The 24,621-nt window shown below is 63.8% G+C and carries 20 protein-coding genes and 2 riboswitches; of the genes, 19 read left to right on the top strand and 1 reads right to left on the bottom strand.

The window, feature by feature from the left end:
- Positions 1 to 17: 17 nt before the first annotated feature.
- On the bottom strand, positions 18 to 1,211 hold the full coding sequence (locus QMN23_RS16490; protein WP_282000420.1) for an NHL repeat-containing protein: 1,194 nt from the start codon (positions 1,209 to 1,211) through the stop codon (positions 18 to 20).
- 508 nt (positions 1,212 to 1,719) lie between these two features.
- On the opposite strand from QMN23_RS16490, the gene QMN23_RS16485 reads away from it, so the two are divergent.
- The 19 genes from QMN23_RS16485 to QMN23_RS16395 all read left to right on the top strand — a co-directional run bounded on the left by QMN23_RS16485 (position 1,720) and on the right by QMN23_RS16395 (position 24,069).
- Positions 1,720 to 2,523 carry a carboxypeptidase-like regulatory domain-containing protein gene (locus QMN23_RS16485; protein ID WP_282000419.1) on the top strand — a complete coding sequence of 268 codons (804 nt, stop codon included), beginning with the start codon at positions 1,720 to 1,722 and terminating at the stop codon, positions 2,521 to 2,523.
- Between the two features lie 71 nt (positions 2,524 to 2,594).
- Complete coding sequence (locus tag QMN23_RS16480; protein ID WP_282000418.1) at positions 2,595 to 5,057, top strand: NosD domain-containing protein; 2,463 nt, start codon at positions 2,595 to 2,597, stop codon at positions 5,055 to 5,057.
- Positions 5,054 to 5,746 (top strand): carboxypeptidase-like regulatory domain-containing protein, encoded by a 693-nt coding sequence (locus QMN23_RS16475; protein WP_282000417.1) that lies wholly within the window; start codon positions 5,054 to 5,056, stop codon positions 5,744 to 5,746. Before QMN23_RS16480 ends, QMN23_RS16475 begins: the two co-directional genes overlap by 4 nt.
- 65 nt (positions 5,747 to 5,811) lie before the next feature.
- Complete coding sequence (locus tag QMN23_RS16470; protein ID WP_282000416.1) at positions 5,812 to 6,360, top strand: glycine betaine ABC transporter substrate-binding protein; 549 nt, start codon at positions 5,812 to 5,814, stop codon at positions 6,358 to 6,360.
- Positions 6,361 to 6,386: 26 nt separating this feature from the next.
- Positions 6,387 to 7,292, top strand: a complete 906-nt coding sequence (locus QMN23_RS16465) for a ResB-like family cytochrome C biogenesis protein (RefSeq protein ID WP_282003932.1) — start codon at positions 6,387 to 6,389, stop codon at positions 7,290 to 7,292.
- 70 nt (positions 7,293 to 7,362) lie between these two features.
- On the top strand, positions 7,363 to 9,276 hold the full coding sequence (locus QMN23_RS16460) for a permease (protein WP_282000415.1): 1,914 nt from the start codon (positions 7,363 to 7,365) through the stop codon (positions 9,274 to 9,276).
- 41 nt (positions 9,277 to 9,317) lie between these two features.
- On the top strand, positions 9,318 to 9,638 hold the full coding sequence (locus tag QMN23_RS16455) for a cupin domain-containing protein (RefSeq protein ID WP_282000414.1): 321 nt from the start codon (positions 9,318 to 9,320) through the stop codon (positions 9,636 to 9,638).
- A gap of 25 nt (positions 9,639 to 9,663) precedes the next feature.
- Complete coding sequence (locus tag QMN23_RS16450) at positions 9,664 to 9,987, top strand: GeoRSP system PqqD family peptide chaperone (protein ID WP_282000413.1); 324 nt, start codon at positions 9,664 to 9,666, stop codon at positions 9,985 to 9,987.
- Positions 9,977 to 11,011: a GeoRSP system radical SAM/SPASM protein gene (locus QMN23_RS16445; protein WP_282000412.1), complete on the top strand. Its 1,035-nt coding sequence runs from the start codon at positions 9,977 to 9,979 to the stop codon at positions 11,009 to 11,011. The genes QMN23_RS16450 and QMN23_RS16445 overlap by 11 nt, the downstream gene beginning before the upstream one ends.
- 3 nt (positions 11,012 to 11,014) lie before the next feature.
- Positions 11,015 to 11,881, top strand: a complete 867-nt coding sequence (locus tag QMN23_RS16440) for a GeoRSP system SPASM domain protein (protein ID WP_282000411.1) — start codon at positions 11,015 to 11,017, stop codon at positions 11,879 to 11,881.
- A gap of 37 nt (positions 11,882 to 11,918) precedes the next feature.
- Positions 11,919 to 12,824: a phosphate/phosphite/phosphonate ABC transporter substrate-binding protein gene (locus QMN23_RS16435; RefSeq protein ID WP_282000410.1), complete on the top strand. Its 906-nt coding sequence runs from the start codon at positions 11,919 to 11,921 to the stop codon at positions 12,822 to 12,824.
- A gap of 6 nt (positions 12,825 to 12,830) precedes the next feature.
- Positions 12,831 to 13,370 (top strand): tetratricopeptide repeat protein, encoded by a 540-nt coding sequence (locus QMN23_RS16430; RefSeq protein WP_282000409.1) that lies wholly within the window; start codon positions 12,831 to 12,833, stop codon positions 13,368 to 13,370.
- 1 nt (position 13,371) lies between these two features.
- Positions 13,372 to 14,433, top strand: coding sequence for a YedE family putative selenium transporter (gene yedE / locus QMN23_RS16425; RefSeq protein WP_282000408.1), 1,062 nt, complete (start codon positions 13,372 to 13,374; stop codon positions 14,431 to 14,433).
- 98 nt (positions 14,434 to 14,531) lie between these two features.
- On the top strand, positions 14,532 to 15,932 hold the full coding sequence (locus QMN23_RS16420) for a cytochrome c biogenesis protein ResB (protein ID WP_282000407.1): 1,401 nt from the start codon (positions 14,532 to 14,534) through the stop codon (positions 15,930 to 15,932).
- A 48-nt stretch (positions 15,933 to 15,980) separates the two neighbouring features.
- Positions 15,981 to 16,808 (top strand): cytochrome c biogenesis protein, encoded by an 828-nt coding sequence (locus tag QMN23_RS16415; RefSeq protein ID WP_282000406.1) that lies wholly within the window; start codon positions 15,981 to 15,983, stop codon positions 16,806 to 16,808.
- A 40-nt stretch (positions 16,809 to 16,848) separates the two neighbouring features.
- Positions 16,849 to 17,202 carry a hypothetical protein gene (locus tag QMN23_RS16410; RefSeq protein WP_282000405.1) on the top strand — a complete coding sequence of 118 codons (354 nt, stop codon included), beginning with the start codon at positions 16,849 to 16,851 and terminating at the stop codon, positions 17,200 to 17,202.
- A 246-nt stretch (positions 17,203 to 17,448) separates the two neighbouring features.
- Positions 17,449 to 17,790 (top strand): hypothetical protein, encoded by a 342-nt coding sequence (locus QMN23_RS16405; RefSeq protein ID WP_282000404.1) that lies wholly within the window; start codon positions 17,449 to 17,451, stop codon positions 17,788 to 17,790.
- 191 nt (positions 17,791 to 17,981) lie between these two features.
- Entirely contained in the window at positions 17,982 to 22,337 is a 4,356-nt protein-coding gene (locus tag QMN23_RS16400; RefSeq protein WP_282000403.1) for a CxxxxCH/CxxCH domain c-type cytochrome, read from the top strand.
- 223 nt (positions 22,338 to 22,560) lie between these two features.
- On the top strand, positions 22,561 to 24,069 hold the full coding sequence (locus QMN23_RS16395) for a B12-binding domain-containing radical SAM protein (protein WP_282000402.1): 1,509 nt from the start codon (positions 22,561 to 22,563) through the stop codon (positions 24,067 to 24,069).
- Positions 24,070 to 24,300: 231 nt separating this feature from the next.
- A riboswitch (cyclic di-GMP riboswitch) is annotated at positions 24,301 to 24,375 on the top strand.
- A gap of 115 nt (positions 24,376 to 24,490) precedes the next feature.
- Positions 24,491 to 24,565, top strand: a riboswitch (cyclic di-GMP riboswitch).
- Positions 24,566 to 24,621: the final 56 nt, after the last annotated feature.

Raw genomic sequence — 24,621 nt, 5'->3', positions numbered from 1 at the left:
GAGATACTGCGGTCCGGTCAGGGCGCATAATTGACATAGGCCGATTGTCTGGCGGGCTGGCAGGATGGCGAGCTCGCCGTGACGGTGAAGGAGTTGGCCCCCGCCGCCAGGTTGCTGATCGTGCAGCGCCAGGTGGTGGCCGACGGATAGACGACCGGGGCCGCGACGGCGGTCGTATCGGTCGTGACACCGACAGCGCGGTTTGCCCCTCTCGTCCCGCTGATGGTGACTGATGGCGTTCTGACGGTGAGGGGGACGGGGTCGATGTCGAGGGGCGCGGCGGGCGGCTTGGGGCTGGCGCCGCCGTCGATGCCGTAGATGGTCAGGTAGCCGGCGCCATTGGCGACGACGAGCCGCCGGTTGAGCCGATCGAAGGTCACATCCACCGGGGCGACGAGCTGGCCGGCGGCGTAACCGCCGGTACCGATCTCGCCCAGCAGCGTGCCGCTGCCGGCCGGGTCGAGCACTTCGATGCAGTTCCGGAATGAATCGACGACGTAGAGTCGCTGCAGTGCGCCGCCCTGGTCATATTCGAACGCTATCCCGAGGGGCGATCTGAGGGGGCTGCCGATGCTCTTCACGTAACGGTAGTCGGTGCCGGCGCTGAAAAACTGCACCCGGCCGTTCATGGTATCCGCCACCGCAATCTGGTTGGCCGACCGTTCGTAGGCGATGCCGGTCGGCATCGAGAACTGGCCGGCGGCGCTGCCGGCGTTGCCGATCGCCTGAACGTACTGCCCCGTGGCGGTGAACACCTTGACGGTATTGTCCCGGCTGTCGGCGACATAGATATAGCCGGCCGCGTCGACGGCGATGCCGCTCGCCTTCTTGAACTGGCCGGCGCCACTCCCCAGCCGTCCAACCTCGATACCGTTCCGATCGAGGACCGCCACCCGATCACCCTGGCTCACCAGAAGATTGCCGCCGGCGGTGAGCGCAATGGCTGCCGGCGGGGTCTTGGTCTTGAGTATCCCGAGCACCTCTCCCCCGGCGTTAAATTTTACGATCCCGCCGGCGCGGGGATCGGCCACGAAACAGTTCCCCTGCGCGTCGAAGATCGTCCGAAGGGGGGTCGCAAGTTTTTCCGTCGTCGGGCGCAGGATGGTCACTGCCGGCATGGTAGCGCCATGGACGGAACCGCCCAGCGAAATAACCGTGGCAATCAGGCAAATGGCGTAGGCCCCGGCGTGTCTCGATAAATTGGTGGGCATATGAGTGTCTCCTAACGATTAGTAATTATTTATCTTTTGTTGGGTGTCCGGGATGGTGGCTGCTTAGAAGGTTCTCATATACAGCAAGTTCGATGCCTCGGCGGGGCTTGCCGGACGGTGCCCTCTGTCGTCGACAGTGCCCGGCCGCCGGGTAGCGGCGAGAAGGTGCTTGAAAAGGTGCCAGCAATATTGGTACGTTATTCCCGACAGGAAATCCGCAGTCTGGCCGGCGCGTGCCGGAACGTGTACATGGTTATTTTTTTAAAGCGGTTATTTAATTGTTTTTAACTATCCAGGGTCGGGTTGGCAGGATTCTTGCCAGCAAAGGCGAACCCGGTAGCCGGGTGTACGCCTTGCTGGCCGGGCGTTGCGCTGCCGGCTGCCGTCGCGCCGGCCATCGCCTGCGGCAAAACTGCCCTGGATATTGCAAGGGTCAGCAGGGATACGACGATCACCAGGCCACCCGGCGGCCAGCGGCCACTTACGGCGGCGAGAAAAGGATATCGATATGGTTAGACGCTGTTTTTTCCCGGCAGTGATGCTGCTTTTCGGTCTGGCGATCTGCGCCGGCGCCGCCGAAGTGAAGACGGGGACCATTACCGGGACCATGATGATGGCCCGGGGAGGGGCGATGGCTAATGGGGTGGTTGTTTTCTTCAATGCGGCCGCCGGCCCTCCTCCCGCCCACGGCAAATACTGGCGGGTACCGGAAGGGATGGTCAATACCGATGCGGCGGGGAACTTCAAAGCGGTGCTTCCCGAGGGGACCTATTACCTGACGGCGATCAAGCGGGCAGCGGGCCGCACCATGGGGCCGCCGCAGGAGGGGGACTTCTACTTGCCGAGCCGGAACAGGGAGGGGCAACCGCGGGAGTATGTGGTTCGCCCCGGCGAGGTTACCGCCATCGGCTCGGTGGCGGAAGTCGTGCCGTTCCAGCCGGCGACGAACCGGAACCCGGCGGGGCTGACCGCCGTCGAGGGGACCGTCACCGACGGGGAAGGGAAGCCGGCGGCGGGGGTGCTGGTGTTTGCCTTCGCCAGCCCTGCCATGGTCGGTACGCCGCTCTTCGCCTCGGACAAGACGGGCGCCGACGGCCGGTACGTGCTCCGGGTCGATCGCGACGGCACCTTCTATCTGAAGATCCGGGAATCGTACGGCGGCGGCATCCCCAAGGCCGGCGAGCTGTTGGGGAGTTACAGCGACAAGGATAAGCCGCTGCCGGTAACGGTGAAGTCCGGCACGGCGTTACGGGGCATCGATATCCAGGGACACCGTTACACCGGCCGGGGGATTGGGCTGCACCTCCAGTAATTCCGGGACGGGGAAGAGGGCGGCTCCTCCCGACCGCGTGATATTTCATGGTTATTTCCACAAGACAGACAATGATCGGCCTACTGCTGCCGGTGCTGTTCATGCTGCTCTGCCCGGTCCTTGCCGGCGGTGCCGTGCTGACGGCGGATACCGCCTGGCAGGGGACGGTGCGGCTCGATGAGGACGTGCTGGTCCCGGCCGGGGTGACCCTGACCGTCAAGGCGGGCACTACCGTTACCGTCGCAGCGGCCGAGAGCACCAAGACCGATCCCGAATACCTGTCGCCGCTGACCGAGATCACCGTCCGGGGACGGTTGGTCGTCGAGGGGACCGCCGCGGCGCCGGTGGCGTTTGCCGGGGCGGGGGGGAAGACCGGAGAGTGGGCAGGGATTATCGTCGACCACGGGACGGCGACCATTGCGGAGTGCCGGGTGACTGGCGCGGAGACGGGGATTACCGTCATCGACGGCACGCTCCAGCTGCGCCGGGCGACCTTGCGGGAGAACCGCTATGGCCTGACCGCCGAGGGGGCTAAGGCGGAGGCGGCAATCACTGACAGCCGGATCACCGGCAACGACTACGGGCTGTTCACCCTGAACGGGGCCCGCGTTACCACCAGTGGCACGACGGTGGCCGACAATCGGAAGAACGATACCCATCGGGCCGTAGCGCGGCAGACCTGGCAGGTAAAGGACCTGCGCCCCGCGGCGGAGCTGCCGGTCGCCCGGCGTTATGGCGACGAGGTTCTGCGGGGCGAAACGGTCTGGGAGGGTCGGGTGGTGGTCGGCGGGCTGATTCGGGTGCCGGAGGGGAGCCGGCTGGTGATCATGCCGGGGACCATTGTCGAGTTCACCAGGAAAGATACCAACGGCGACGGCATCGGCGAAAACGGACTGCTGGTCCAGGGCCGGCTGCTTGCCAAGGGGACGGCGGCCCAGCCGATCGTCTTCCGCTCCGCCGAGCCCCACCGCGCCGCTGGCGACTGGGACGCGATCAACGTCATGAACAGTGCCGGCGCCCAGAACCTCTTCGAGTACTGCCGGGTCGAGGATGCCTACCGTGGCTTCCACTTCCATTTTTCCAACGTGGCGATCCACCATTCGCAGCTGAGCAACAACTACCGGGGGGTACAGTTCCAGGAGTCGGTGGTGGACCTGACCGGCAACACCATCAGCAATAACCGGAGCGGCATCCAGGGACGGGATTCGGTGGTGCTCTTCGCCGACAACCTTTTGGCCGGCAATTATCTGGGGGCCAACTTCTTCCGTACCCAGCTCGCCATGCACGGCAACCGGATCACCGGCAGCGGGCGTGAAGGGGTGCGGCTTCGCGAGTGCACCGCCACGGTGCGGGAGAATCTGGTCGACGGCAACCGCTACGGGCTGCTGGTGGCCGATACCTATTTCGGCGAACTGGACCGCAACTGCCTCCTCAACAACCTGGAGACCGGTTTCTCGATCAGGAATTGCGACAACCTGGAGGTGGCCGGCAACGTCATCGCCGGCAACGGCTTCAACGGCCTGAACCTGCAGGACGCCCGGGCGGTCGTTGCCGGCAACCTGATTGCCGACAACGGCGAACGGGGGATTGGCGTTCTGACGTTTGCGGGGACGATCACCGGCAACGACTTTGCCGGCAACGGCCGCTACGCCATCGACCTCGACGGGAAGAAAGACCTGGCGGCGCCGGGTAACTGGTGGGGGGGCGACGATCCCGAGCGGGTGATCTTCGACCGGCGGGACGATCCGGCCAAGGGGCGGGTGAATTATGACGAAGCGAGCAGCGTGCCGTTCCCGGTAGCCTGGCCGCTGGCGACATTGCCGACCGATGTCGTCTGGCGGGGGATCGTCACCGTCGAGCAACCGCTGACGGTCCTCCCCGGGGCGACGTTGCGGATCGAACCGGGGACGACGGTCCGCTTTGCCCCAGCGGCCGGTCTGGCGGTAAGGGGGAAACTTCTGGCGACGGGGACTGCTGTGGCGAAGATCGTCTTCACCTCGGCAGCGGTGCGGGAGCCGTCGGCGTGGGACGAAATCCTCCTCGAATATGCCACCGGCAGCGAGATCGCCCATTGCGTTTTCGAGTATGCCACCTGGGGAATTCACAGCCATTTCACCAACCTTCTCGTCGCCGATTCGCGCTTTTCCCACAACTACGGCGGGATGCGTTTTCGGAGCGGCCCGGTGCGGATCGAACGGTCGACCTTCACCGGGAATACCATTGGCATCCGGGCCTATCTCGGCAACGCGGTCATTACCGGCAACAGCATCACCGGCAACGAAACCGGCATCTTCGTCCGGGAAAAGGGGGGCGGACTGACCATCACCGGTAACGACTTCGCCGCCAACAGTGGCCACAATATCCGTGTCGGCGATTTCAACAACGAGGATGTGGATGCCCGGCAGAACTGGTGGGGTGGGGCCGATCCCGCCGCCACGATCTTCGATGGCCGCACCGAGCCGGGGATCGGCATCGTCCGCTACGAGCCGGTCCTGACCCGGCCGGTCGGCGCCGGCGGGGAGGGAAAACCATGAGTTGGCGGGCCTGGCTGTTCACGTTGCTGCTTGTGGTTGCCGCGTCGCCGCTGTACGGCGCCGATCAGGCAACCGTCAACGCGACGATCCGCGATGTGGCGGGGAAGCCGGTCGCCGGGGCCAAACTTTTTCTTTACGACAGCGTCGATACCCGTCGCCCGGCCGATTTTATCTCGCCGGCCTCGGATGGGGCGGGGCGGACCGCGCTGCAGCTGCCGCCGGGGCGATACTGGGCGGTGGCCCGGCTCAAGAAGGGGGGCGGCTACGGGCCGCTGATGCCGGGGGACAAGCATTCCGGCGAACCGACCATCCTGGAACCGGCAGCCGGCGAAAAGCTTGCCGCCGACTTCGTGATCGCCGACATCCGGGATGTCGGGCGGCAGAAGCAGTCTGTCGCCGCCGAGTCGGTCGTGTTGCGGGGGCGGATCGTCGACGGGGACGGTGCGCCGGTGGCCGATGCCTATGTTTTTGCCAGCCGGACGGCAACGGCGGGGACGCTCCCCGACTTTCTCTCCACCTGGACTGCCGCCGACGGCGCCTATACTCTCTATCTGCCGGTGGGGGGGCGCTATTTCGTCGGTGCCGCCCGGCAATTCCCGCTGCCCGCCCCTCCCGGCGGGCTCCGCGAGGTGGTGCCGCCGGCGGGGAAAACGGAAGTTGTCTTGGATGTTACACTTACGGTACAGTAATTGAATCTCGAATGGCGGGGATGGGTGGCGCCGTTCCGGATTTTAGCGAAAGCAGAGGGTCAGGTATGAAAAAAGTCGGTTTGTTGGTGCTGGTGATGGCGGTGTTGGTCTGGGGGCAGGTGAGCGAGGCATGTGTCGGCAGGACGCTTTATATCGGCATCACCGGGGCGGCGGGAGACCGGCTGCTGGCGGAAATCGTTTCGACGATGGTCAGCGAACGGACCGGCACGGCGGTCAAGGTGCAGGTCTACAAGGATAACCGGGCGGTCTACGACGCGATGCGACACGGGGCGGTTAACATCCTCATCGAGAATCCGGAGCGGGCCCTGGCCCTGCTCGGCCGGCCAGCCGAGCCGAACGGCCGGAAAGCCTATGATATGGTCAAGAGTGAGTATCGGAAAAAGATGAACCTCGCCTGGCTCGAACCGTTCGGGATGTCCCAGGAGTATGCGCCGGTCGTCACGGTGGAGACGCTGGAAAATTACCCCGCCTTGCCGAAGCTTTTGTTGAAGCTGGCCGGCGTGCTGAATAGCGACGCCTACGCCCGGCTGCTCAAGTCGGCCGACGCGAAAAAGGCCGCCAAAGACTTTCTCAAGACGAAAAAACTAATCTAGGCAGCTGAGATATTTCCTTGATTGAGATGCTGAAACGGACGGTCCGATTCCTGTCGTCGACGGAACTGGCGGTGCTGCTGTTCCTGGCGGTTTCCCTTCTGGCGATTCCCGGGACCCTTACCGAAAACAGAACCTTTTACGCCAACCCGCTCTTCCTCGGCCTGCTCGGCGCCCTGGCACTGAACCTGGTGTTCTGCACCGTCCGGCGGTTCCGGGCGATTTCGCTACCGGTGCTGATCCTGCATCTCGGCGTGCTGGTGGTCTGCGGCGGCGTGGTGGCCCGCTCGTTCGGTTATGTGGCAACGGTCAATGTCTACGAAGGGACCAGTGTGGACCGGGTCTACCGCTGGGATCTCCAACGGGAGATGCCGCTCGGTGCCGAGTTGGCGATCCGACGGATCAACCGCGAATATTATCCGATTCCGGTGAAGGTCGGGGTCCTCAAGGGAGAGCGGAAAGATTCGCTGCAGACGCTCCGGACCGGCGGCAGCTTTGTGCTGGGGCCCTACCGGGTCCGGGTTGATGCCCTCGAATTCCCCGCCGAGGTCCTCAAGCTCTCCGTCTTCGAGGGCGAGCGGCTGCTCGGCAGCTGCGATACCGCCGGGGGGGGGAGCCTGCCGGCGGGCTTTCCCTATTCGTTCAAACTGGTGGCGTTCCAGAACCCGGTCCTGAAGCGGATGTGGGTTGATCTTGCCCTGAGCCGGGATTCCCGCGCCGTGACGAACGGCACCGCGGAGGTCAATGCCCCTTTCATCTGGAACGGTCTCTATTTCTATAACACCCTGGTGGACGTGGATCCGGCCGGCATGGCTTTTGCTGGCATCCAGGTGGTGAAAGACCCCGGTCGACCCGCTGTCTTCGCCGGTTTTGCCATTATGGGGGTAGGGGCGGTACTGTCGTTCGTCCGGCGTCTTTTCAGGAAAGGAACATAGTTGTGATGGTGTGGAAGTTCGAGAAGATGCCCGGTTGTCCTGCTGCCGGTCGCTACGGAGATGGTCAATCATGGCGCTGAATCCGTTTGCGAAGCCTAAGGAGGAGTGCCAGATTCATGGTGCGCCCAGCCGTTCGGGCGACATGATGCTGGCGGCGATGATCCTGGCGTCGTTCATGCTTGTCGCCTGGCATGTCTGGGTCTATGGCCTCAGCGGCTCGCTGGCGCTTCCCGGGGCCGAGCGGCAGCCGTTTCCCCTCGAACTCGGCAATGAGCTCCGGGACCTTTTCTTCGGCCGTAAAGGGGTAGGGGCCGAATTGTGGGAGGTTTTCCCCTATTTCCTTGCCGGGGTGTTCATCGGCGGCTTTCTCCGTACCTACAAGATCGCGGTCAAATTACAGGCCAAACTGCGGAAGTACGGGGTGCTGAGCGTCTTCCTCGCTTCCTTCGTCGGAATCATCACCCCGCTTTGCGCCTGCGGGACGTTGACGACCGCCATCAGCCTGCTCCTGGCGGGGATTCCCCTGGCGCCGGTCATGTCGCTGATGGTGACTTCGCCGCTGTTGAGCCCGTCGACCTATCTGCTCACCCTCAACGACCTGGGCCCCGAATGGACGGTGATCAGGACCGCTTCCGCCCTGTTCATGGGGATCTTTGCCGGTCTGGTCACCCACCTGATGAGCCGCTACGCCGGCTTCCGCAAGAACGAGATTTTTATCGAAGGGGCAATTGTCCGGGGGGACTTCCATGACGACGATTATCCCGACGAACGGCTCCGCTGCAACTGCCGGCGCAAGTTCGGCAACCGGGTGGCGGTGCGGACGGGAAACAAGTTTCTGATCTTTCTGGCGAAATCCGCCGAAATGCTCTGGGTGGTCGGCAAGTACATCCTCGTCGGGGTGGTGGTCGGGGCGGTGGTCGAACGGTACATGCCGAAGGAGTGGCTCTATCACTTCTTCGGCGAGAAGGGGCCGCTCAGCATCGTCTGGGTAACCCTTGCCTCGGTGCCGATTTTTCTCCACCAGATCAGCGCCTCCAGCATAATCTACCACGTCAAGGGGGGGCTGGACGGGACCCTCGACGGGGCGGCCGCCCTGGCGTTCATGATTGGCGGCCCGGTCACCGCGGTACCGACCATGGTGCTCTTCTGGACCTTCTTCAAGAAGCGAATCTTTTTCCTCTACCTGTTCGTCTGCCTGACCGGCACCCTGATCATCGCCTATTCCTTCAAGTTCCTCGTCTTCGTCCCCGGCGTCGACCTGGGCAATCCCCTCCTGGCGCGAGTTGATGCCCTGACGGGCGGGACCACCGCCGTGATCTGCAAGCGCGATCCCAATGTGCGGATGGTGTTGGACACCGACGGCCGGGGGGAGGTCGCCACTGCCACCAACGACCTCGACGGCCTGGGCGGGGTGGTGTTCGACGGTTCCCGCGGCCGGTTTACCGCCGGTCCGGCCGACCGGTATGATGACGCCCGTTACATCGGCAACGTCGCCCGCTGGCTCGGTGACAACTCCCAGTCGGCAGCGCCGCGGAAAATCCTCGTCTACAACCCGGCTGCGGCCAGTGGCGCCGCCGCGTCCCTCCTGGGAACCCCGGTTTTGGCCGATCTTGCCCGGCGCGGCTTTGCCGTTCGACTGGCCGGCCGGGCCGAGCTTCCCCGGCTCACCGACCGGGTCCTCGCCGATTACGGCCAGCTCTGGCTGTTCCTCGGCGCCGACGGCGCGGGACGGTTGAGCGATGCGGAGCTGCAGGCGGTAGCCGAGTATAACGCCAAGGGGGGGGCCGCCCTGGTGGTGCCGGCAACACCGCACCCCGGCGATGACAGCCTGCAGGAGGCGAATCGCCTGGCTTCCCGCTACGGGGTTACCTTCTCCGGCCCCGTGGAGACCGAGCCGAAGCTGCATGTCTCGGTCGGCGCCAACTTCTTCAACCGGGCGTCGGGACTGCTCGGACACGTGCTGAAGCTGGTGAAAAAAGCCTGAAAGAAACAGAGTGGCAGGACCATCCATTCCAGGAGGAATTCATGAAATCGCAAGTGCTCGATATCCAGCAGCTGAAGAAATTCGACGATCAGAAACGGTATCAGGAGACCATCTGGTCCGACGAACAGGCGCGGGTCAGCCTGATCTGCATGAAACCGGGGCAGGAGATCATTACCCATACCCACCATGGCAGCCATATCTGGACCGTCATGGAAGGGGTCGGCGAGCTCCGTTCCGGCAAGGAGACCAGGGCCATTTCCGTCGGTCAGGTGGTAGTCGTCCCGGCGTTCGAGGACCATGGCATTCGCAACGCCTCGACGGACAACCTGGTGATCGTATCGATTACTGCCCAGGGCGATTAAGCCGTTGGCGGGTAAGGAGCGGGCGATGAGCAGGACGCGGAAGGTGCAGCGCAACCCGGCGGTGATGTGGCGCGAGGAGGTCGATGCGTTGAGCGAGGTCCGGGAGGCCCTCGACCGGGGGGGCGATGTCGGCGAGAGCGGGACGTCGATCCTTTTTTCCGGAGGGTCCATGCTGTCCCTCAATTATCTTGGGACGGAGATCTGGAAGCGGTGCGACGGGCGCCGCCTCAGCGAGCTGGTGGCCGAGTTGCTGGAGGAGTTCGACGTGGCGGAAGAGGTGCTCGCCGCCGACGTCGAGTCCTTCCTTGACGAGCTGGCGGCCAAGGGATTTGTCAGTTATGCGGAGTGATGCGAATTCCGGGGCGGTGGCCGGCGGCACGAAAGCGCTGACACTCGAAGCGCCCCTCACCATCAACTGGGCGATCAACAACAGCTGCAATTTCGCCTGCCGGCACTGCTACAGCCGGGTCGACACCCACGACGAACTGGACCGGGAAACTCTCTTCGCCAGCCTGGAGAAGGTGGCTAAGGCCGGGGTTTTTTCGATTAACTTCGGCGGCGGCGAACCGCTTCTGCGGCGCGACCTGTTGGAAATCGCCCGGTTTGCCGCCGGCCTCGGCCTGCGTCTCTCCATGAACAGCAACGGCTGGTTCATCGACCGGGAGACGGCGACGGCGCTTCGCGAGGCCGGTTTCACCAAGGTCGGCATCAGTATCGACAGCCATCGTGCCGAGGTTCACGACCGGTTCCGCGGCGTTCCCGGCAGCCACCAGCGGGCGGTGGCCGCTCTCGGGCACCTCGCCGCCGCCGGCATCGCTACCTCGGTGTCGACGGTGATCTGCCGGATCAACCATACCACCGTCGAGGAGCTCGTCACCCTGGCCCTCGACCATGGCGCGGGGCAGCTCAATTTCCACAATTTCAAATGCTCGGGGCTCGGCCTTGCCCACAAGGACGAACTCGACCTCTCGCCCGCCGAGTGGCGGGAGTTCTACCGCCAGGCGCTGGTCGTCAAGGAGCGGGAACGGCAGCTCGACGTCTCTCTCGACGACCCGATCATCGCCCTGCTCGGCGCCCGCGACGCCGGCAGCCTGGTGAAGGGGAGCGTCTGCGGCAAGCTTTCCCTCAATATCAAGGCCAACGGCGATATGACTCCCTGCGGCTTCGTCCCGGTGGTGATCGGTAACATCACCCGGGACGATCTCCGCCAGGTCTGGCGCGATGCGCCGATCCTTGAAAAGATGCGGAACAAGCAGCCGACCGGCAAATGTGCCGGCTGCAGCAAGTATGAGGATTGTCTCGGCGGTTGTTCCGCCCGGGCGCTCGCCCTTACCGGTGACCTCAACAGCCCCGATCCCCACTGTTGGGCCTGAGCAATGGAACTGGCAACGCCGATCACCATCTACTGGGACCTGCCGCCACGCGGTGCCGATCCGGAACTTGCCGGCCGGATTGCCGCCGGCATCGTCGCCTGCCGGCCGCTGATGGTGCAGCTCACCGCCCCGCCGGGCAGTACTGCTGCCGGGGTGGCCGAACTGGTGGAGCTGTTCCGCGGCGCGCCGTCCGCCGTTTCCCTGACGGTGCCGCTGACGCTGTCGACGGCGGCGATCCGCCGGATGCTGGTCAGAGAGCCGGTGCAGGAATTCCTGGTGGCACTGGAGCATGCCGCCGACCTCATCGTCCTTGACGGTTCCGCTCCCTGCCCGACCGGGGTCTCGATCGCCGTGAATGCCGGGAACTGGTGGGAACTGCCGGCGATCATCGCCCGTTGCCGTCAGCAGGGAATCAGCCGGATTGTCCTGCCGATGCAGCGCCTGTACGGTGGCGAGCGGCCCTTCTGCCCTACCATTGCCGAGCAGCGCGGGCTGGCGACGGCGCTGGCCGCTACCGGGGTGACCGGACTGAAGCTGACGATCCACGATCCATTCCTCTGGCGGGCCTTCAACCCCGGCGAGCCGTTCCCTCAGGGCGGCTGCCAGGCGGCCAACACCATGCTGGCGATCGCTCCCGATGGCGGCGTCTATCCCTGCCCGACCCTGCCGGTGCGCCTCGGCACCCTGGAAACCGCTTCGCTGGCGGAGATCGTCGCCTCCCCGGCGAAAAAGGAATTCCGTCGCCGGCTGCTGGAAACTCCCGCTGCCTGCCGCGACTGCCCCCAGCTGGTAGAGTGTTGCGGCGGCTGCCGGGGCAGGGCATATGTCATGCAAGGCTCTCTGGACGAGATCGATCCGGCGTGTCGCTAGCACTGCCGGTGCGCCGCTAAAGGACAGGACATAACCGATGATACGCTCAAGCCTTACCCGCCTCACCCTGATTCTGCTCGCCCTGTTGGCCCTGGCCGGCTGCAAGGCAGCAGGGAAGCGGCCGGTCGTGAAGATCGGCTACATGATCTGCAACAGCGAGGAAGAGACCCTCAGCCGTTTCGCCCCCCTGACCCGCTATCTCTCCGACCGCTGCGGGGTCGATTTCGTCATGGTTCCCATCGACACCCACGACTTCGAGAAGCGTTTCAAACAGGGAGACTTGGCCTTTACCCATACCAACTCGCTCCTTTACGTCATTCTTCGGGAGAATCACGGCCTGCAGCTGGTCGCCTCCGAGAAACGTGGCCAGTTCGGCTCCCGCTCCGCCGGGGCGATCATCGCCCGGAAGGGGAGTGGCATCGAGAAACTGGCCGACATCCGGGGAAAACGGATGGCCTTCGGCCCGATGCTCGCCCCGACCGGCTATCTGGCCGAGTACGACCTGATGCTGGCGGCGGGGATTAATCCGGAGCACGACCTGGCCTACTATTCCATCCCCCCCGGTTCCTACAAGCATGAAAAGCTGATTTACGGCGTTCTCTATGGCAAGTACGACGTGGCGGCAGCGCCGATGCTCGATCTGGAGGTGATGGCCCGGGAAGGGAAGATTTCGCCCGACGACTTCGTTATCCTCGCCCAGAGCAAACCGGCTCCCTACTGTACCTTCGGTGCGGCCAGGAATGCCGATCCCGAGCTGGTGAAAAAGGTCCGCGAAGCGCTGTTGGCCCTCAAACCGGGGGATACCGCCGAGGTGGACGGCGAACGGCTCAAGGTCTTGAAAGCGGCGGCGATCGACGGTTATGAAGAGCTTCTCGACAGCGACTACGACCTGATCCGGCAGATGGCGAAGCGGGTCAACATGCCACCGTACCAGAAGTACTGAGCGACGATGTTCAGCGATGCCTACGATAAACTGCTCTGGCTTCTCCTGGCGCTTGCCGTTGCGGCCATTGTCCTCCTGCTGGTAGTGGGGGGCGGCCCGGGGGGGGGGAAACAGGCCGGCCTCGGCAAGGCGGTGGAGCGCGAGATGGCCTATCGTGCCCGTGTCGAACTGATCGGCAAGCTCTACGGCCCGGTGGAGACGCTGCGGCGGAGCGGCAACAATTCCGCCGCCCTGCTCAAGCTCGACGAACTGATCCGCAAATATCCCGGCGAGGCCCACGGCTATATTCTCCAGGGGGAGATCCTCCGGGAGATGGGTACCGCCGACGAGGCGCTCGCCTCGTTCGTCCAGGGGGTCAAGCTGAACGGCGACTACCTCGATGCCAACAGCCCGCTTTCCCGGCGGGACGAGATCCAGCGCCTGGTGGACGAGGACGCAAAAAGTATCGGCGCGCGGGCTGCCGCCAATCCGGACAACCGGACGGCGGCCGCGGCGCTGCAGCGGGTCAACTACCTGAAGAGCCGGCTGGCCGGCGGGTGTGAATAAGATGCTGCGCGATAAACATTTCTGGATAGTAGTCGGCACCGGACTCCTCCTAGGGGGGTGCGGGGTGCTGCTGGCGGTCCTGGGCAATCCCCAGAACTCGGGGATCTGCGTCTCCTGTTTCATCGAAAACAGCGCCGGCGCCCTCGGCTTTCACGACAACCAGCGGATGCAGTACCTCCGTCCCGAGCTGATCGGCTTCGTCCTCGGTTCGGCCGCCAGCGCCGGGCTGTTCGGCGAATTCCGCTCCCGCGGCGGGAGCGCGCCGCTTCCCCGGCTCTTTGCCGGTATCTTCCTGATCGTCGGCTGCAGTGTGTTCATCGGCTGCCCGATCAAGCTGTTCCTCCGCCTGACGGCCGGCGACCTGACGGCCGTTGCCGGCGTTGCCGGCCTGGTGGCCGGCGTCTGGGCCGGCGTGCGCAGTCTGGCGAGCGGCGTGGAGCTGGGCCCGAAGCCGATCACCGGCCGCGGCGGCGGTTACCTGATGCCGGCATTTTTCCTGCTGCTGTTGGCGTTCCTCTTTGTCCGCCCCGGTTTCATCATCTTTTCCAGCCAGGGGAGCGCCGCCCAGCATGCCCCGCTACTCATCGCCCTCGGTGCGGGTATCGTGCTCGGCGCCTGTGCCCAGCGGAGCCGCTTCTGCATCACCGGCAGCATCCGCGATACCTTCCTGATGGGGCTCCGTACCCCGGCCGTCTGGGGGCTCGCCGCCTTTGTGCTTACCGCCGGTGCCGCCAGCGGCGCCGCCGGCCGCTTCAACCTCGGTCTGTACGGCCAGCCCGGCGCCCACCTCGATTTCCTCTGGAGCTTCCTCGGCATGGGGCTGGTTGGCTGGCTGTCCGTCCTGATCGGCGGCTGCCCCTTCCGGCAGCTGATCAAGGCCGGCGAGGGTGATGCCGATGCCGGCCTGGTGGTGGTCGGGATGTTCATCGGCGGCGCCCTTGCCCAGTCGTGGGGGCTTGCCGCCACGGCCGCCGGAGTGCCGCTGGCCGGCAAGGTGGCGGTGCTGGCGGGGTTCCTTTTCCTGCTGGCCGGCTCGCTTCTCGCCCGGGAACGGAGCGCCTGAGCCGTTCGGACAAACTTTCGTTGAAATATCCGGAACGATCACCTATAACGGGAGACGGCGCATAACAGCAGGCGTATCTCCTTGGATTCCGGGTTCCCATGCATGTGCTGAAGCGTTTCCTCCTCTCGCGCACCACCGTCCTGACCCTGATTGCACTGATGCTTGGCGCGGTGGTCGTCGGCTATCTGTTTCCCCAGCGATTCCTGGTCACCCCGGCCGAGCTGGCGCGGTGGCAACTCGCCCATCCGCAGCTGGCAGCACTGTCCCGGCTCGGCGCCCTCGATCACGTCTATACCTCGCCCTGGTTTGCCCTGCTGCTCGGCTGTTTTCTGGCGGTACTGGCCGTTTCCACCGTCGAGCAGTTCCAGCGGGCACTGCAAAAGACCCTCAAGGGGGACGTTGCCGGCGATCCCGTTTTCGTTGCCCGGGGGGAAGAGGCGGTGGCCGCCATCCTTCGCGCAAAGGGGTTTCGGCGGCTCGGCACCGTTGCCGGCGGGAGTCGTTTCGTCAAGCATCCCGGCGGCTACTGGGGACCGTTTCTCCTCCACCTGGGAATCGCCGTCTCGATCGGCGCCGCCCTGGTCATCCTCCTCTTCGAGCAGCGTGGCGTGCTTCATCTCGTCGAGGGAGAGACGGCGCCGCCCGGCGCTCCCTGGTACCAGGAGGAGCGCGGCCTGCTCGCCGGCACGCTGCTCCTTCCCGCCGCGGTCCGCCTCGACCGGGTCGCGGCCGCGTATTGGCCCAATGACGATCTCCGGCAGCTGACCACCGACTTCTCCTTCATCGGCCAGGGTGGTGTCACGGCCGTCTCGATGGGGATCAACCGCCCGGCCTGGTTCCGGGGCGTGCGCCTCTTCCAGGGGAAAAGCTATGGCCGGGCGTTTTACGTGGAGTTTCGCGATGCCCGCGGCGAATGGCACGGTGAGATCCTGCAGCTCGATCAGCCGGCCAACCGGGCGCAGGCGTCCTACGGCACCTTTCTCCTCGGCTGGGCGCCGTTCCGGCTGAAGGCGAAATATTATGCCGATGCGGCGCGGCGGGGACCGGAGAGCGACCAGCCCCTGCTGGTGCTGCGGCTGGTCGACGGCGCGCGGGTGGTTAGCGAACTGCCCCTGACCGTCGGCGGGACGGGGCGTCTCGGCCCCTATGCGGTCTCGCTCACGAGAACGGCCCGCTGGGGGGGGATCATTTTCATCCGCTCGCGGGGGATGGCGGGGATCTTTTTCGGGTTCTTCATCATTTGCCTGGGTGGCGGGCTCAGTTACTGGTTCCCGCCGCGGGAGATCCTGCTCCGGCGGGACGGTGCCGGCTGTCGGCTCTGCTGGCGGGCCGGCCGCTTTGCCGCCATGTACCGCGACGAGTTCGCCGCGGTGCTCGCCCAGGCCGCCGGCAGTGCCGCCGCTGCCACGGGAGGGAACCCCGTTTGCCCGGCCGGAGAGGCGTCCGGTGATGCTGCGGCCGCCCCGCCGGAACCACCGGCAGCAAACCACCGGCAGTAAACCACCAGGTATCCCCGTTGACCGGGATACGGCAAGGAGCCGTCGCCGATGCCCGATTCATTCGTAACGGTCACCATCATCCACTGGAGTGCCGTGGCCATCTATGCCCTGGCCACCGGCTGCAATACGGCCGGGATTCTTTTCCGCAAGGAACGGGCGATCAGGATCGGCTTCGGGCTGGTGCTGGGGGGGCTGGCGATCCACGGCGCCGGCCTGCTCTTCTGGTGGCGGATCGTCGGCCATGGTCCCTACATCGGCCGGTTCGAGGTCCTCTCCTCCCAGGCCTGGCTGGCGCTGGCTCTTTTTCTCGTTTTCCGGCACTTCCTGCCGCGGATCGCCGTCGCCAGTCTGCTTGTCTATCCCGCCACCTTCCTGATGATCGCTGTCGGCCTCTTTTTTGCCCCGCAGGCCAGGATGCTGCCGCCGACCCTCCGCAGCGTCTGGCTGGTCCTTCACGTTACCTTCTACAAGATCTCGGTCTGCACGCTCTTGGTGGCGCTGGCCTTCTCGGTCTTCTTCCTCCTTCGGGAGCGCGGTGGCGGTCGCTGGCTCACGCGGCTTCCCGACCCGGAAACGATGGATCTGCTCGCGTTCCGGTTTGCCGGCTTCAGCTTCACCTTCTGGTCGATTGCCATGCTGGCGGGGAGCATCTGGGCCTACCAGTCGTGGGGCCGGTTCTGGGGGTGGGATCCGATCGAAACCTGGTCGCTGATTACCTGGGGCGCCTTCGGCCTGTACCTCCATCTGCGCCGCTTTTTCGGCTGGAAAGGGGCGCGGGCCGCTTACTTCTACCTGATCTGCTTCCTGCTGTCGGTGGTCTCGCTCTATTTCACCCCGCTGCTCAATTCGTCGATCCATTCGGAATATTTCAACTAGCCGTGCCGGAGCACACTTCCGGTACGGAGGGGAAGCGTCGATGAATCTGAAGAAAACCGCCGTCATTCTCAATGGCTTCATGCATGACTTTGCCGCCGGCATCTGGCTGGCCGCCATTGCCGCCATTGTGTTCATCCATCGGCAGCATCTCGGGAAACCGGCTGAAGTGGTGGCGGTGCTCAATCACCTGGAGCATGTTTTCTTCTGGGTGAGTATCGTGGCGATGGTGGTCATCCTGGCCACCGGCGCCGGCCGGACCTTCACCTATGTGGAAAATTATTACGGGCCCGACGCCGAGCGGGTCCGCCGACGGATGCTCCTCGTCAAACATCTGATCCTTTTTGCCGCTTTTGCTGCCGGGTATCTCTTCGTCTACCCCCGCCTCTTCCATTGAGTTCGCGACGGCCCGCCGGGGCCGCCGTTCCTGCTCTCCTCTTTTCCGGGCAAGGTGGCATACCGCCTGTCGATCCTTGCGGTAGCCGGATGCCTGCAGGCACTCCAGCTGTCCCTGTCGCCATCTTTTCTGTCATTCTCCTTCCGTAGTCGGTTAAAGTGCGCTTACTTCCTGCTTGGTAAAAATTAGAATTGGCCCATTTTTTGCTGTTAATTTAATAGCGCAGCGCACTGGAGTTGTTTAGTTATGTGTACGACATTGTTGAGTAAAAAGAGTGGGGTTTCCCTGCTGGCGTTGAGCCTTGCCGGAGTCGGCCTGGTGTTCTGTTGCCAGCTTGGGCTGCAACGAGCACTGCAGTTCAAGGCCAAGCGGCTGTCGCGTCCGGCGGTAACCGCCTCGTTGCACAAGCCTCGCGACCGGGAATCCGGGGTTACGGTGGCCCTGCCACGCCCTTCGCCGAATCTGCCGGCAGCGCCCTGTCTCTTCGCCATGTCGCCAGTCCGGCCGGTCGGCATAATCGCCGACCTCTTCGCCGCACCTGCGGTTTCCCGCGGGCCTCCTCCAGCCGGGACAACCTTGCCGCTCTAAAAATCTGTGACGGTTCATTGACGCGCGGTGTCGCCAGACTGGTTAAAACTTTCGATAAGTTGACTGGTTGTGAGCTGTCCGGGCGCTGCAATTACTGCTGACCGTTTTTTGACAGCAGCATGCCGCTGGCCGCGGACCGGGGGGCAGCATCACCCGGTGTGGGGCATGTGACGGGTTCAAGGAGGTTTCCCATGGGGGCTTGTCGTCTCTCCTTTGGTTTTGTGCCAAGGCTGCTTTATTGGGCCATGGCGGTACTGCTGCTGGCAGAGGCGGATGCCGGGGCGGCGATCCAGTGCTACCAGTGCCATGGCAGTGCTTCCCCCCCCGATTATCGACCCCGGGATGCGGCGTTTCGCGATATTTCGAGCGGCGGGTTCGTCGGCAATCACCGGACTCACCTGTCACCGGTCACTTCGGCGGCGGTCTGTGCCAAATGTCACCCCGGCTGCCTCGGCTACACTCCGTCCCACCGGGACGGCAGCATCAAGATTTCCTCCCGGATGAACGGCTCGTCGCTGGTGACCACCTATAACAATACGACGAGTGCCTTTTCCCAGCGTTCGCTCCCGGTGATGGGGAGCTGTGCCGGCGTCAACTGCCATTTCGAAGCGGCTACGCCGACCTGGGGTTCGACCGCCTTCACCGCTCCCGGCGATTGCAGTCGCTGCCACGGGATGGCACCAGCCACCGGCACTCACCCGACTGCCGGCGGCAAGCACGCCCTTTACTATGGCACGGATCAGGATTCCTGCCGCCGCTGTCACCCCGACCATTCCGCCGAAGCGGCCCCTTTTGCCCATGCCAGCAGTGCCGGGGCCCGCAATCTTGCCGTGGTCTTTACGACGGCCCCCAATGACGGCAGTGGCAGTTATTCCGGACCGCTGAACGACTACCTGCCGAGCCAGGGCAACAGCTTCGGTTCCTGTAGCGGCCTGTACTGCCATAGTCCCGGCACCAAGGCGAGCAGCTGCGATGCGCCGAACAAGAGCGCGACCTGGGGCGGTTCGCTCGGTAGCGACTGCGCTGGCTGCCACCGGAGCAATGCCGCCTCCGGGGCGGTCATGGCCACCGGCAGCCACAACCGCCACGTCTACGGGATCAACAACATCGACTGCGTGAAATGCCACGCGGCCACCGTTAACTGCAACATGACTGTCAAGAGTTACGCGACCCACGTCAACGGCCAGGTGAATGTCGCCTTCAACAACTCGACAACCGCCGCGGCAGGACGTTACGCCGGCACTGCAACCCCGGTCGCGAAAACGCCGGGAAGCGCCTACGGCAGTTGCCAGAACGTTTACTGCCACAGCAACGGCCAGCCGGACGGCGGCGTCGGCGCGCCGACCTACCGGACTCCCTCCTGGGGGAGCGCTGCCTCGGGTGGCTGCGGTTCGTGTCATGACGTCAACGCCTCGCACAATTTCAGCGGTGCGGAAATTGCCACCGGCAGCCATGCCAGGCATCTTGCCTATGCGCTGGGAACCAGTTCGGGCGCGGTGCGCTGTACGGTCTGCCACAACTGGACCGGCGAGGCGTTCAACCCGTCATGTGCCACCCAGTGTCATACGGGGGCGGCGACCAAGCATGCCAACCAGAAGGTCGATATCATCATCCCGGCTTATTTCGGCGCTGCGGCCGCCTATTCCGGAACGCCGAAGCCGGGGGACGGCTATGGCGAATGCACCAATATCTACTGTCATTCCGCCGGTACCGCCGTGGCGACCGGTGCGGTACCGACTTCGACCGCCATAGCCTGGGGGGGAAGCGCGCTGGCCTGCAACGCCTGCCACGGCAATACCACCTATGCTGCCGATTTCCGCCGGGGGACGCCGCTCTATGCCGCGGGCGCGCCAAAGGGCAATGCCCACGACAAGCACACCAGGACTGGCTCTCTGGGCGGGACATACATGCAGTGCTTTCATTGTCATGCCACCACGACCACTGACAGTACCACCATTGCCGACACGGCCAGGCATGTCAACAAGGGCTACGATGTCGCCTCCGTCCGCCTTGGCCTGTTCAGCAGCAGCTACCGGGACGGCGACAATACCATGAACTCCACCAAGGTGACGGTCGCTTACGCCTATGCCGCCTCCGGCAGCAGTTGCGCCAATGTTTCCTGCCATCCGGTGGGGGTGGGGAAAACCCGGAGCACGAGTTCGGTGACCTGGGGAACGGCGTACCGGTGTGTCGACTGCCACAATATCGACATGGAGGAGACCGATACTTTCCACCATGCGATGCGCAACTACTCGACCGGTTATCCGACCGCCGCGCCCTCGGGCGATTACGACAGCGTTTCCGTCGGCGCTAATGCCGTCAGTCGCCGCTGCACCATGTGCCATGTCGATCACGATATCTTCAGCGGCGATCTCAATAACGGCAATAGCGCCGGTCGGGGGGCCAACCTGCGGACCGCCATCGGTACCGTCCCCACTACCGCCGGAGGCTACACCAATACCGATTTTCTGAAGAGCGGCGGCGGAATCTGCATCAGCTGCCACAACAGCGCCAAGGTCAAGGATACGAAGCGCCGCCGGACCGAGCCCAACGGCACCACGACGCCGCAGATCCCCCTGGCGAACTACTCCAGCTCCGGTCACCAGTACAACGTCTCCGCCAGGTTCATGAGTGACGGCAGTGTCGTCTACGGCAATTGCTCAAAATGCCACAACGCCCTTTCCGGGGAGACGTCGGTCTTTCTCAATGCCACCTCGACCTTCCAGTTCGGCAATCACAACAGCGGGATTCGCCGGCTCCAGGGCTCCCTCGACGCGGCGGGCGGGGAAACCGCCGAAGAGCAGATTTGCTACCGCTGTCACAGCACCGTCAGCGACAGCGACCCCGGTGGCGGACCGGCCAAGACGGTGGCCGATCGGGATTTCTACGGCGTGGCGCCGATGGATGCCGCCTCGCAGGGGATCTTTGCCGCCAGCCGGGATTTCCGGCCGGCGGGGGCAACCAGCACCAGCAACCGTCTCTTCTTCAAGCCGGCGGCGGCCGAAACGCCGGCGGCCCCCCAGCCGGATACGCCGACCAACGACGGCGATTTCGGCGATTCGTTCACCGGCGGCAGCTATATCATCCGGGCCATGTCTCCCTGGGCGACAACGACCGGCTACGAGACCAAGAGCCAGAATACCTCGCTCGATGACCTGGTCTATTGGAAAATGGTGAAATTCGTTTCGCCGGCAGTTGCTTCGACGGTGACCGTGCCGGCAGGATCCTGGGTCATCAATCTGTATGCCCGGGAGAGCCACAACTACCAGAACGCCCGGGTCCGCTACAAGGTTTACACCTGGACCGCGGCGGACAGCTACGGCACCACCCTGATCGATCGAACCACTTACCCGACGGAACTTTCGACCACCTCGGCGCCCGGGACCATTCGCCAGATTGCGGTAACCCTTGGCGCGGTGACCCTCAACGCCGGTGAGAAACTGGTCGTCGACCTGACGCTGCAGACGAGCAGCTACGGTTCGGTGACCAGGACCGCTTCCTATTACTTTGGTAACGGGGCACCGAGCAATCTCACCATGCCGGGAGCCGCCACCTTCTCGTATGCCGATTTGGGGCAGGTCGGCACCGGACATAACGTCGCCCATTATGCCGGCATTCACCGGCCGTCGCCGGCCGACGAAACACTGGCATACATCAGTGCCAACAAGCACGTCGAATGCGTCGACTGTCACAATCCCCATGCCGCCAAGAAGGGGCTCCATGCCCAGGGAAGCACTTCCCTCGCCAACGTGCTGCGGGATGTCCCCGGGGTCAGTGTCAGCTGGTCGACGACCAACTGGGGGACCAATTCCACCGCCACCCTGGTCTCAACCACGACGGCCGAATACCAGATCTGCTTCAAATGCCACTCCAAGGCCAATAGCAACGTCACCAGCTGGGGGGGGAGCGGGGCGGCCGCCTGGACCGACCTGATGCTCGAATTCAACCCGAACAACAAGGCGCGGCATCCGGTTGGCCAGTCGCTGGCGGTGGGGCTGTCTCTCGACCTGGGAGGCGAATGGACCGCCGGCTACGGCCAGACCATGACCTGCAGTGACTGCCATGCTTCGGACTCGGCGACCACCAAGGGGCCCCACGGCTCGGCGGTCAAATGGATGCTCAAAGGCCCGAACCAGAACTGGCCCTACAATGATGCCGTCAACAACGGCACTTCTACGGGGACACTTTACTACCTTGGTGGGAGTACTACCGGTCTCTTCTGCATCAACTGCCATCCGACCCTCAATTCGACCTCGAGCACCGATACCAATGCGGTCCATATCCGGGCCAAGCATCGGGGGAGCGTCGCTGTTGGCGCCTGTGTTTACTGTCACATTCGGGTCCCCCACGGTGGCAAGGTTTCCCGATTGATCACCGACGGCGATTCGGCGAACCTGCCGGCGCGCTACAAACCGGACGGCAACGGCGGTTCGTTCAGTGGCCTCAACGCCTTCAACAAGGCTGCTTCGCCTGGGAGCTACGTCAAGGCGAACTGCGGTGCCAACTGCGGTACCCACAGTACTTCCGTTTCGGGAGAAAACTGGTAGTTGGCGGGGGCCGGTCGGGAAATACCTTCCGGCAGGCGCTTCCCGCCACAGGGGAAGCGCGGCGAAGGTTCGGCGCTGCCGGTGCCGAACGGCGCTCGCAGGCTGTTCGATGATCGCCCTCAATTATTTGGAGGAATTCGCGGTGGTTTCAAGGTATCATTAAAACAGGAAACAATAGTTGTCGGCAGTCACACAGCCAGTGAGCTGTGTCAAGGGATCGGGCATGAGCATTAAACGAGTTGCACTCGTTACCCCTCCGTATCATTCCGGCGTCGTCGAGTCGGCCGGCACATGGCTGAATGTCGGTTTCGTCTATATTGCCGGGGCGTTGCGGGCGGCGGGGTACGAGGTGGACTATTACGATGCCATGTCCCTCTGGCACAAGTGGCCCGACATCAAGCGCCGGCTTGAGGCGTTCCGCCCCGACGTGGTGGCGACCACCGCCTTTACCGCTTCGATCGTCGACGCAGTCAGGTTGCTCGCCTTTGCCAAGGAGATCGCTCCGCGCACCATTACCGTCCTCGGCAACGTCCATGCGACCTTCTGCTACGAGGAAATCCTCCGGGCGGACCATGCCGCCGTCGATTACATCGTCCGGGGCGAAGGCGAAGTGACCATGCCGCAGCTGCTCACCTGCCTCAACGCCGGCGATGACCCGCGCAAGGTGGAGGGGCTGGCCTTCTGGCGGGGCGGCGGCGTGGTTGTTACCCCGCGTGCAGCGTACATCCACGATCTCGATGCCCTCCCGACGGCGTGGGACCTGGTCGACTGGCCGATCTACACCTACCGGGCCAAACACGACGCCCGGCTGGCGATCGTCTCGTCGTCGCGCGGCTGCAAACAGCAGTGTTCCTTCTGTTCCCAGCAACTGTTCTGGTCCCAGTCGTGGCGGGCCCGCAGCGCCGAGAATTTCGTCGCCGAGCTGGAGCTGCTGCACGCGACCTACGGCGTTGAAGTGGCGATGCTCTCCGACGAAATTCCCACCTTTGACCGCGAGCGGTGGAACAGGATTCTCGATCTTTTGATCGAGCGGCGGGTCGGGGTGAAGCTTTTGATGGAGACCCGGGTCGACGATATCCTCCGCGATGCGGATCTGCTGGACAAGTATCGCCTGGCCGGAGTGGAGCACATTTACGTTGGCGTCGAGGCCGGTTCCCAGGAAACCCTCGATCTCTTCAGGAAAGAGACCCTGGTCGAGCAGTCCAAACAGGCGATCGACCTGATCAACGGGGCCGATATCGTCTCCGAAACCTCCTTCGTCCTCGGCATGCCGGACGATACGCCGGAGTCGATTGCCCGGACCGTCGAGCTGGCCAAGCACTACAATCCCGACATGGCCTTTTTCCTTGCCATCGCCCCCTGGCCCTACGCCGAACTCTATCCGGAGCTGGAACCGTATGTGGCGACCGCCGATTACCGCAAGTACAACCTGGTCGAGCCGGTGATCAAGCCGAAGCAGATGTCCGTCGAGGAGCTGGAGCGGCTACTCGGCAAGGCCTCCCAGCAGTTCTACCTGCACAAGTTCCGGAACCTGGACAAACTGTCGGCATGGAAGCAGGAATTCATGCTCGCCGTGCTCGACTTGCTCGTCAATCACTCCTATCTTGCGGGCCAGATGCGCGCCATGCTCAAGGAGGGCAAAGAAATGCCCGCCGAAGTGAAGGCGCTGCTGCAACGCCTCAACCGGCGCCGGAGCGATTCCGCGCCGCATCCCCTTGCGCCCATCCCCTGATCATCTCCTGCTCTTTCCCGTGCCAGTTCATGAGTCAACTGTTCCGGCGGCACGGTTCCCGTCGCTAAGCTTCTACGCTGGGGAAATGGCCGCGTTATGGCGGGCTATTCAGTGGTTTTCCGTAACAAAACCGGTCAGATAGCTTAGCTGTGCTTAATATGAAAAGGCTGTTGCTAAAATGTTATCAGTATGATATCAAGGATGCTACAGCCAAATAGGTGCAGCAGCGATACACGACAAGACTAAACCATCCGCGAGGATGGGGCGGAAAGCCCAGGGTCTCTCCGAGATGGCCGGGATGCCGAATATATCCACCGGATATGATGGCTCCCGGCTTTTTTATTGTTCTTTACCCGGCTGCTCTGGTTTGGCGTACTAATTGCACTAGTGTAACGGTTAAGTAACAGCTTGTTGCAGGGATACACGACAAGACTAAACCATCCGCGAGGATGGGGCGGAAAGCCTAGGGTCTCTCCGAGACAGCCGGGATGCCGAAATATCCAGAGGATATAACGGCCCCGGCTTTTTTTGTCTCCGCCGGCCGGCGGAGTT

This window comes from Geotalea uraniireducens, from assembly GCF_027943965.1.
Lineage (GTDB): Bacteria > Desulfobacterota > Desulfuromonadia > Geobacterales > Geobacteraceae > Geobacter > Geobacter uraniireducens.
Note: the sequence above shows the minus strand (reverse complement) of the source record. Positions and strands in the feature narration are given on the sequence as shown.

Coding starts and splice junctions, on each gene's coding strand:
- QMN23_RS16400 (WP_282000403.1), top strand. CDS start 17,982: ATGGGGGCTTGTCGTCTCTCCTTTGGTTTTGTGCCAAGGCTGCTTTAT.
- yedE (WP_282000408.1), top strand. CDS start 13,372: ATGCTGCGCGATAAACATTTCTGGATAGTAGTCGGCACCGGACTCCTC.
- QMN23_RS16445 (WP_282000412.1), top strand. CDS start 9,977: ATGCGGAGTGATGCGAATTCCGGGGCGGTGGCCGGCGGCACGAAAGCG.
- QMN23_RS16480 (WP_282000418.1), top strand. CDS start 2,595: ATGATCGGCCTACTGCTGCCGGTGCTGTTCATGCTGCTCTGCCCGGTC.
- QMN23_RS16395 (WP_282000402.1), top strand. CDS start 22,561: ATGAGCATTAAACGAGTTGCACTCGTTACCCCTCCGTATCATTCCGGC.
- QMN23_RS16435 (WP_282000410.1), top strand. CDS start 11,919: ATGATACGCTCAAGCCTTACCCGCCTCACCCTGATTCTGCTCGCCCTG.
- QMN23_RS16465 (WP_282003932.1), top strand. CDS start 6,387: ATGCTGAAACGGACGGTCCGATTCCTGTCGTCGACGGAACTGGCGGTG.
- QMN23_RS16470 (WP_282000416.1), top strand. CDS start 5,812: ATGAAAAAAGTCGGTTTGTTGGTGCTGGTGATGGCGGTGTTGGTCTGG.
- QMN23_RS16415 (WP_282000406.1), top strand. CDS start 15,981: ATGCCCGATTCATTCGTAACGGTCACCATCATCCACTGGAGTGCCGTG.
- QMN23_RS16475 (WP_282000417.1), top strand. CDS start 5,054: ATGAGTTGGCGGGCCTGGCTGTTCACGTTGCTGCTTGTGGTTGCCGCG.
- QMN23_RS16460 (WP_282000415.1), top strand. CDS start 7,363: ATGGCGCTGAATCCGTTTGCGAAGCCTAAGGAGGAGTGCCAGATTCAT.
- QMN23_RS16405 (WP_282000404.1), top strand. CDS start 17,449: ATGTGTACGACATTGTTGAGTAAAAAGAGTGGGGTTTCCCTGCTGGCG.
- QMN23_RS16490 (WP_282000420.1), bottom strand. CDS start 1,211: ATGCCCACCAATTTATCGAGACACGCCGGGGCCTACGCCATTTGCCTG.
- QMN23_RS16410 (WP_282000405.1), top strand. CDS start 16,849: ATGAATCTGAAGAAAACCGCCGTCATTCTCAATGGCTTCATGCATGAC.
- QMN23_RS16420 (WP_282000407.1), top strand. CDS start 14,532: ATGCATGTGCTGAAGCGTTTCCTCCTCTCGCGCACCACCGTCCTGACC.
- QMN23_RS16450 (WP_282000413.1), top strand. CDS start 9,664: ATGAGCAGGACGCGGAAGGTGCAGCGCAACCCGGCGGTGATGTGGCGC.
- QMN23_RS16455 (WP_282000414.1), top strand. CDS start 9,318: ATGAAATCGCAAGTGCTCGATATCCAGCAGCTGAAGAAATTCGACGAT.
- QMN23_RS16430 (WP_282000409.1), top strand. CDS start 12,831: ATGTTCAGCGATGCCTACGATAAACTGCTCTGGCTTCTCCTGGCGCTT.
- QMN23_RS16440 (WP_282000411.1), top strand. CDS start 11,015: ATGGAACTGGCAACGCCGATCACCATCTACTGGGACCTGCCGCCACGC.
- QMN23_RS16485 (WP_282000419.1), top strand. CDS start 1,720: ATGGTTAGACGCTGTTTTTTCCCGGCAGTGATGCTGCTTTTCGGTCTG.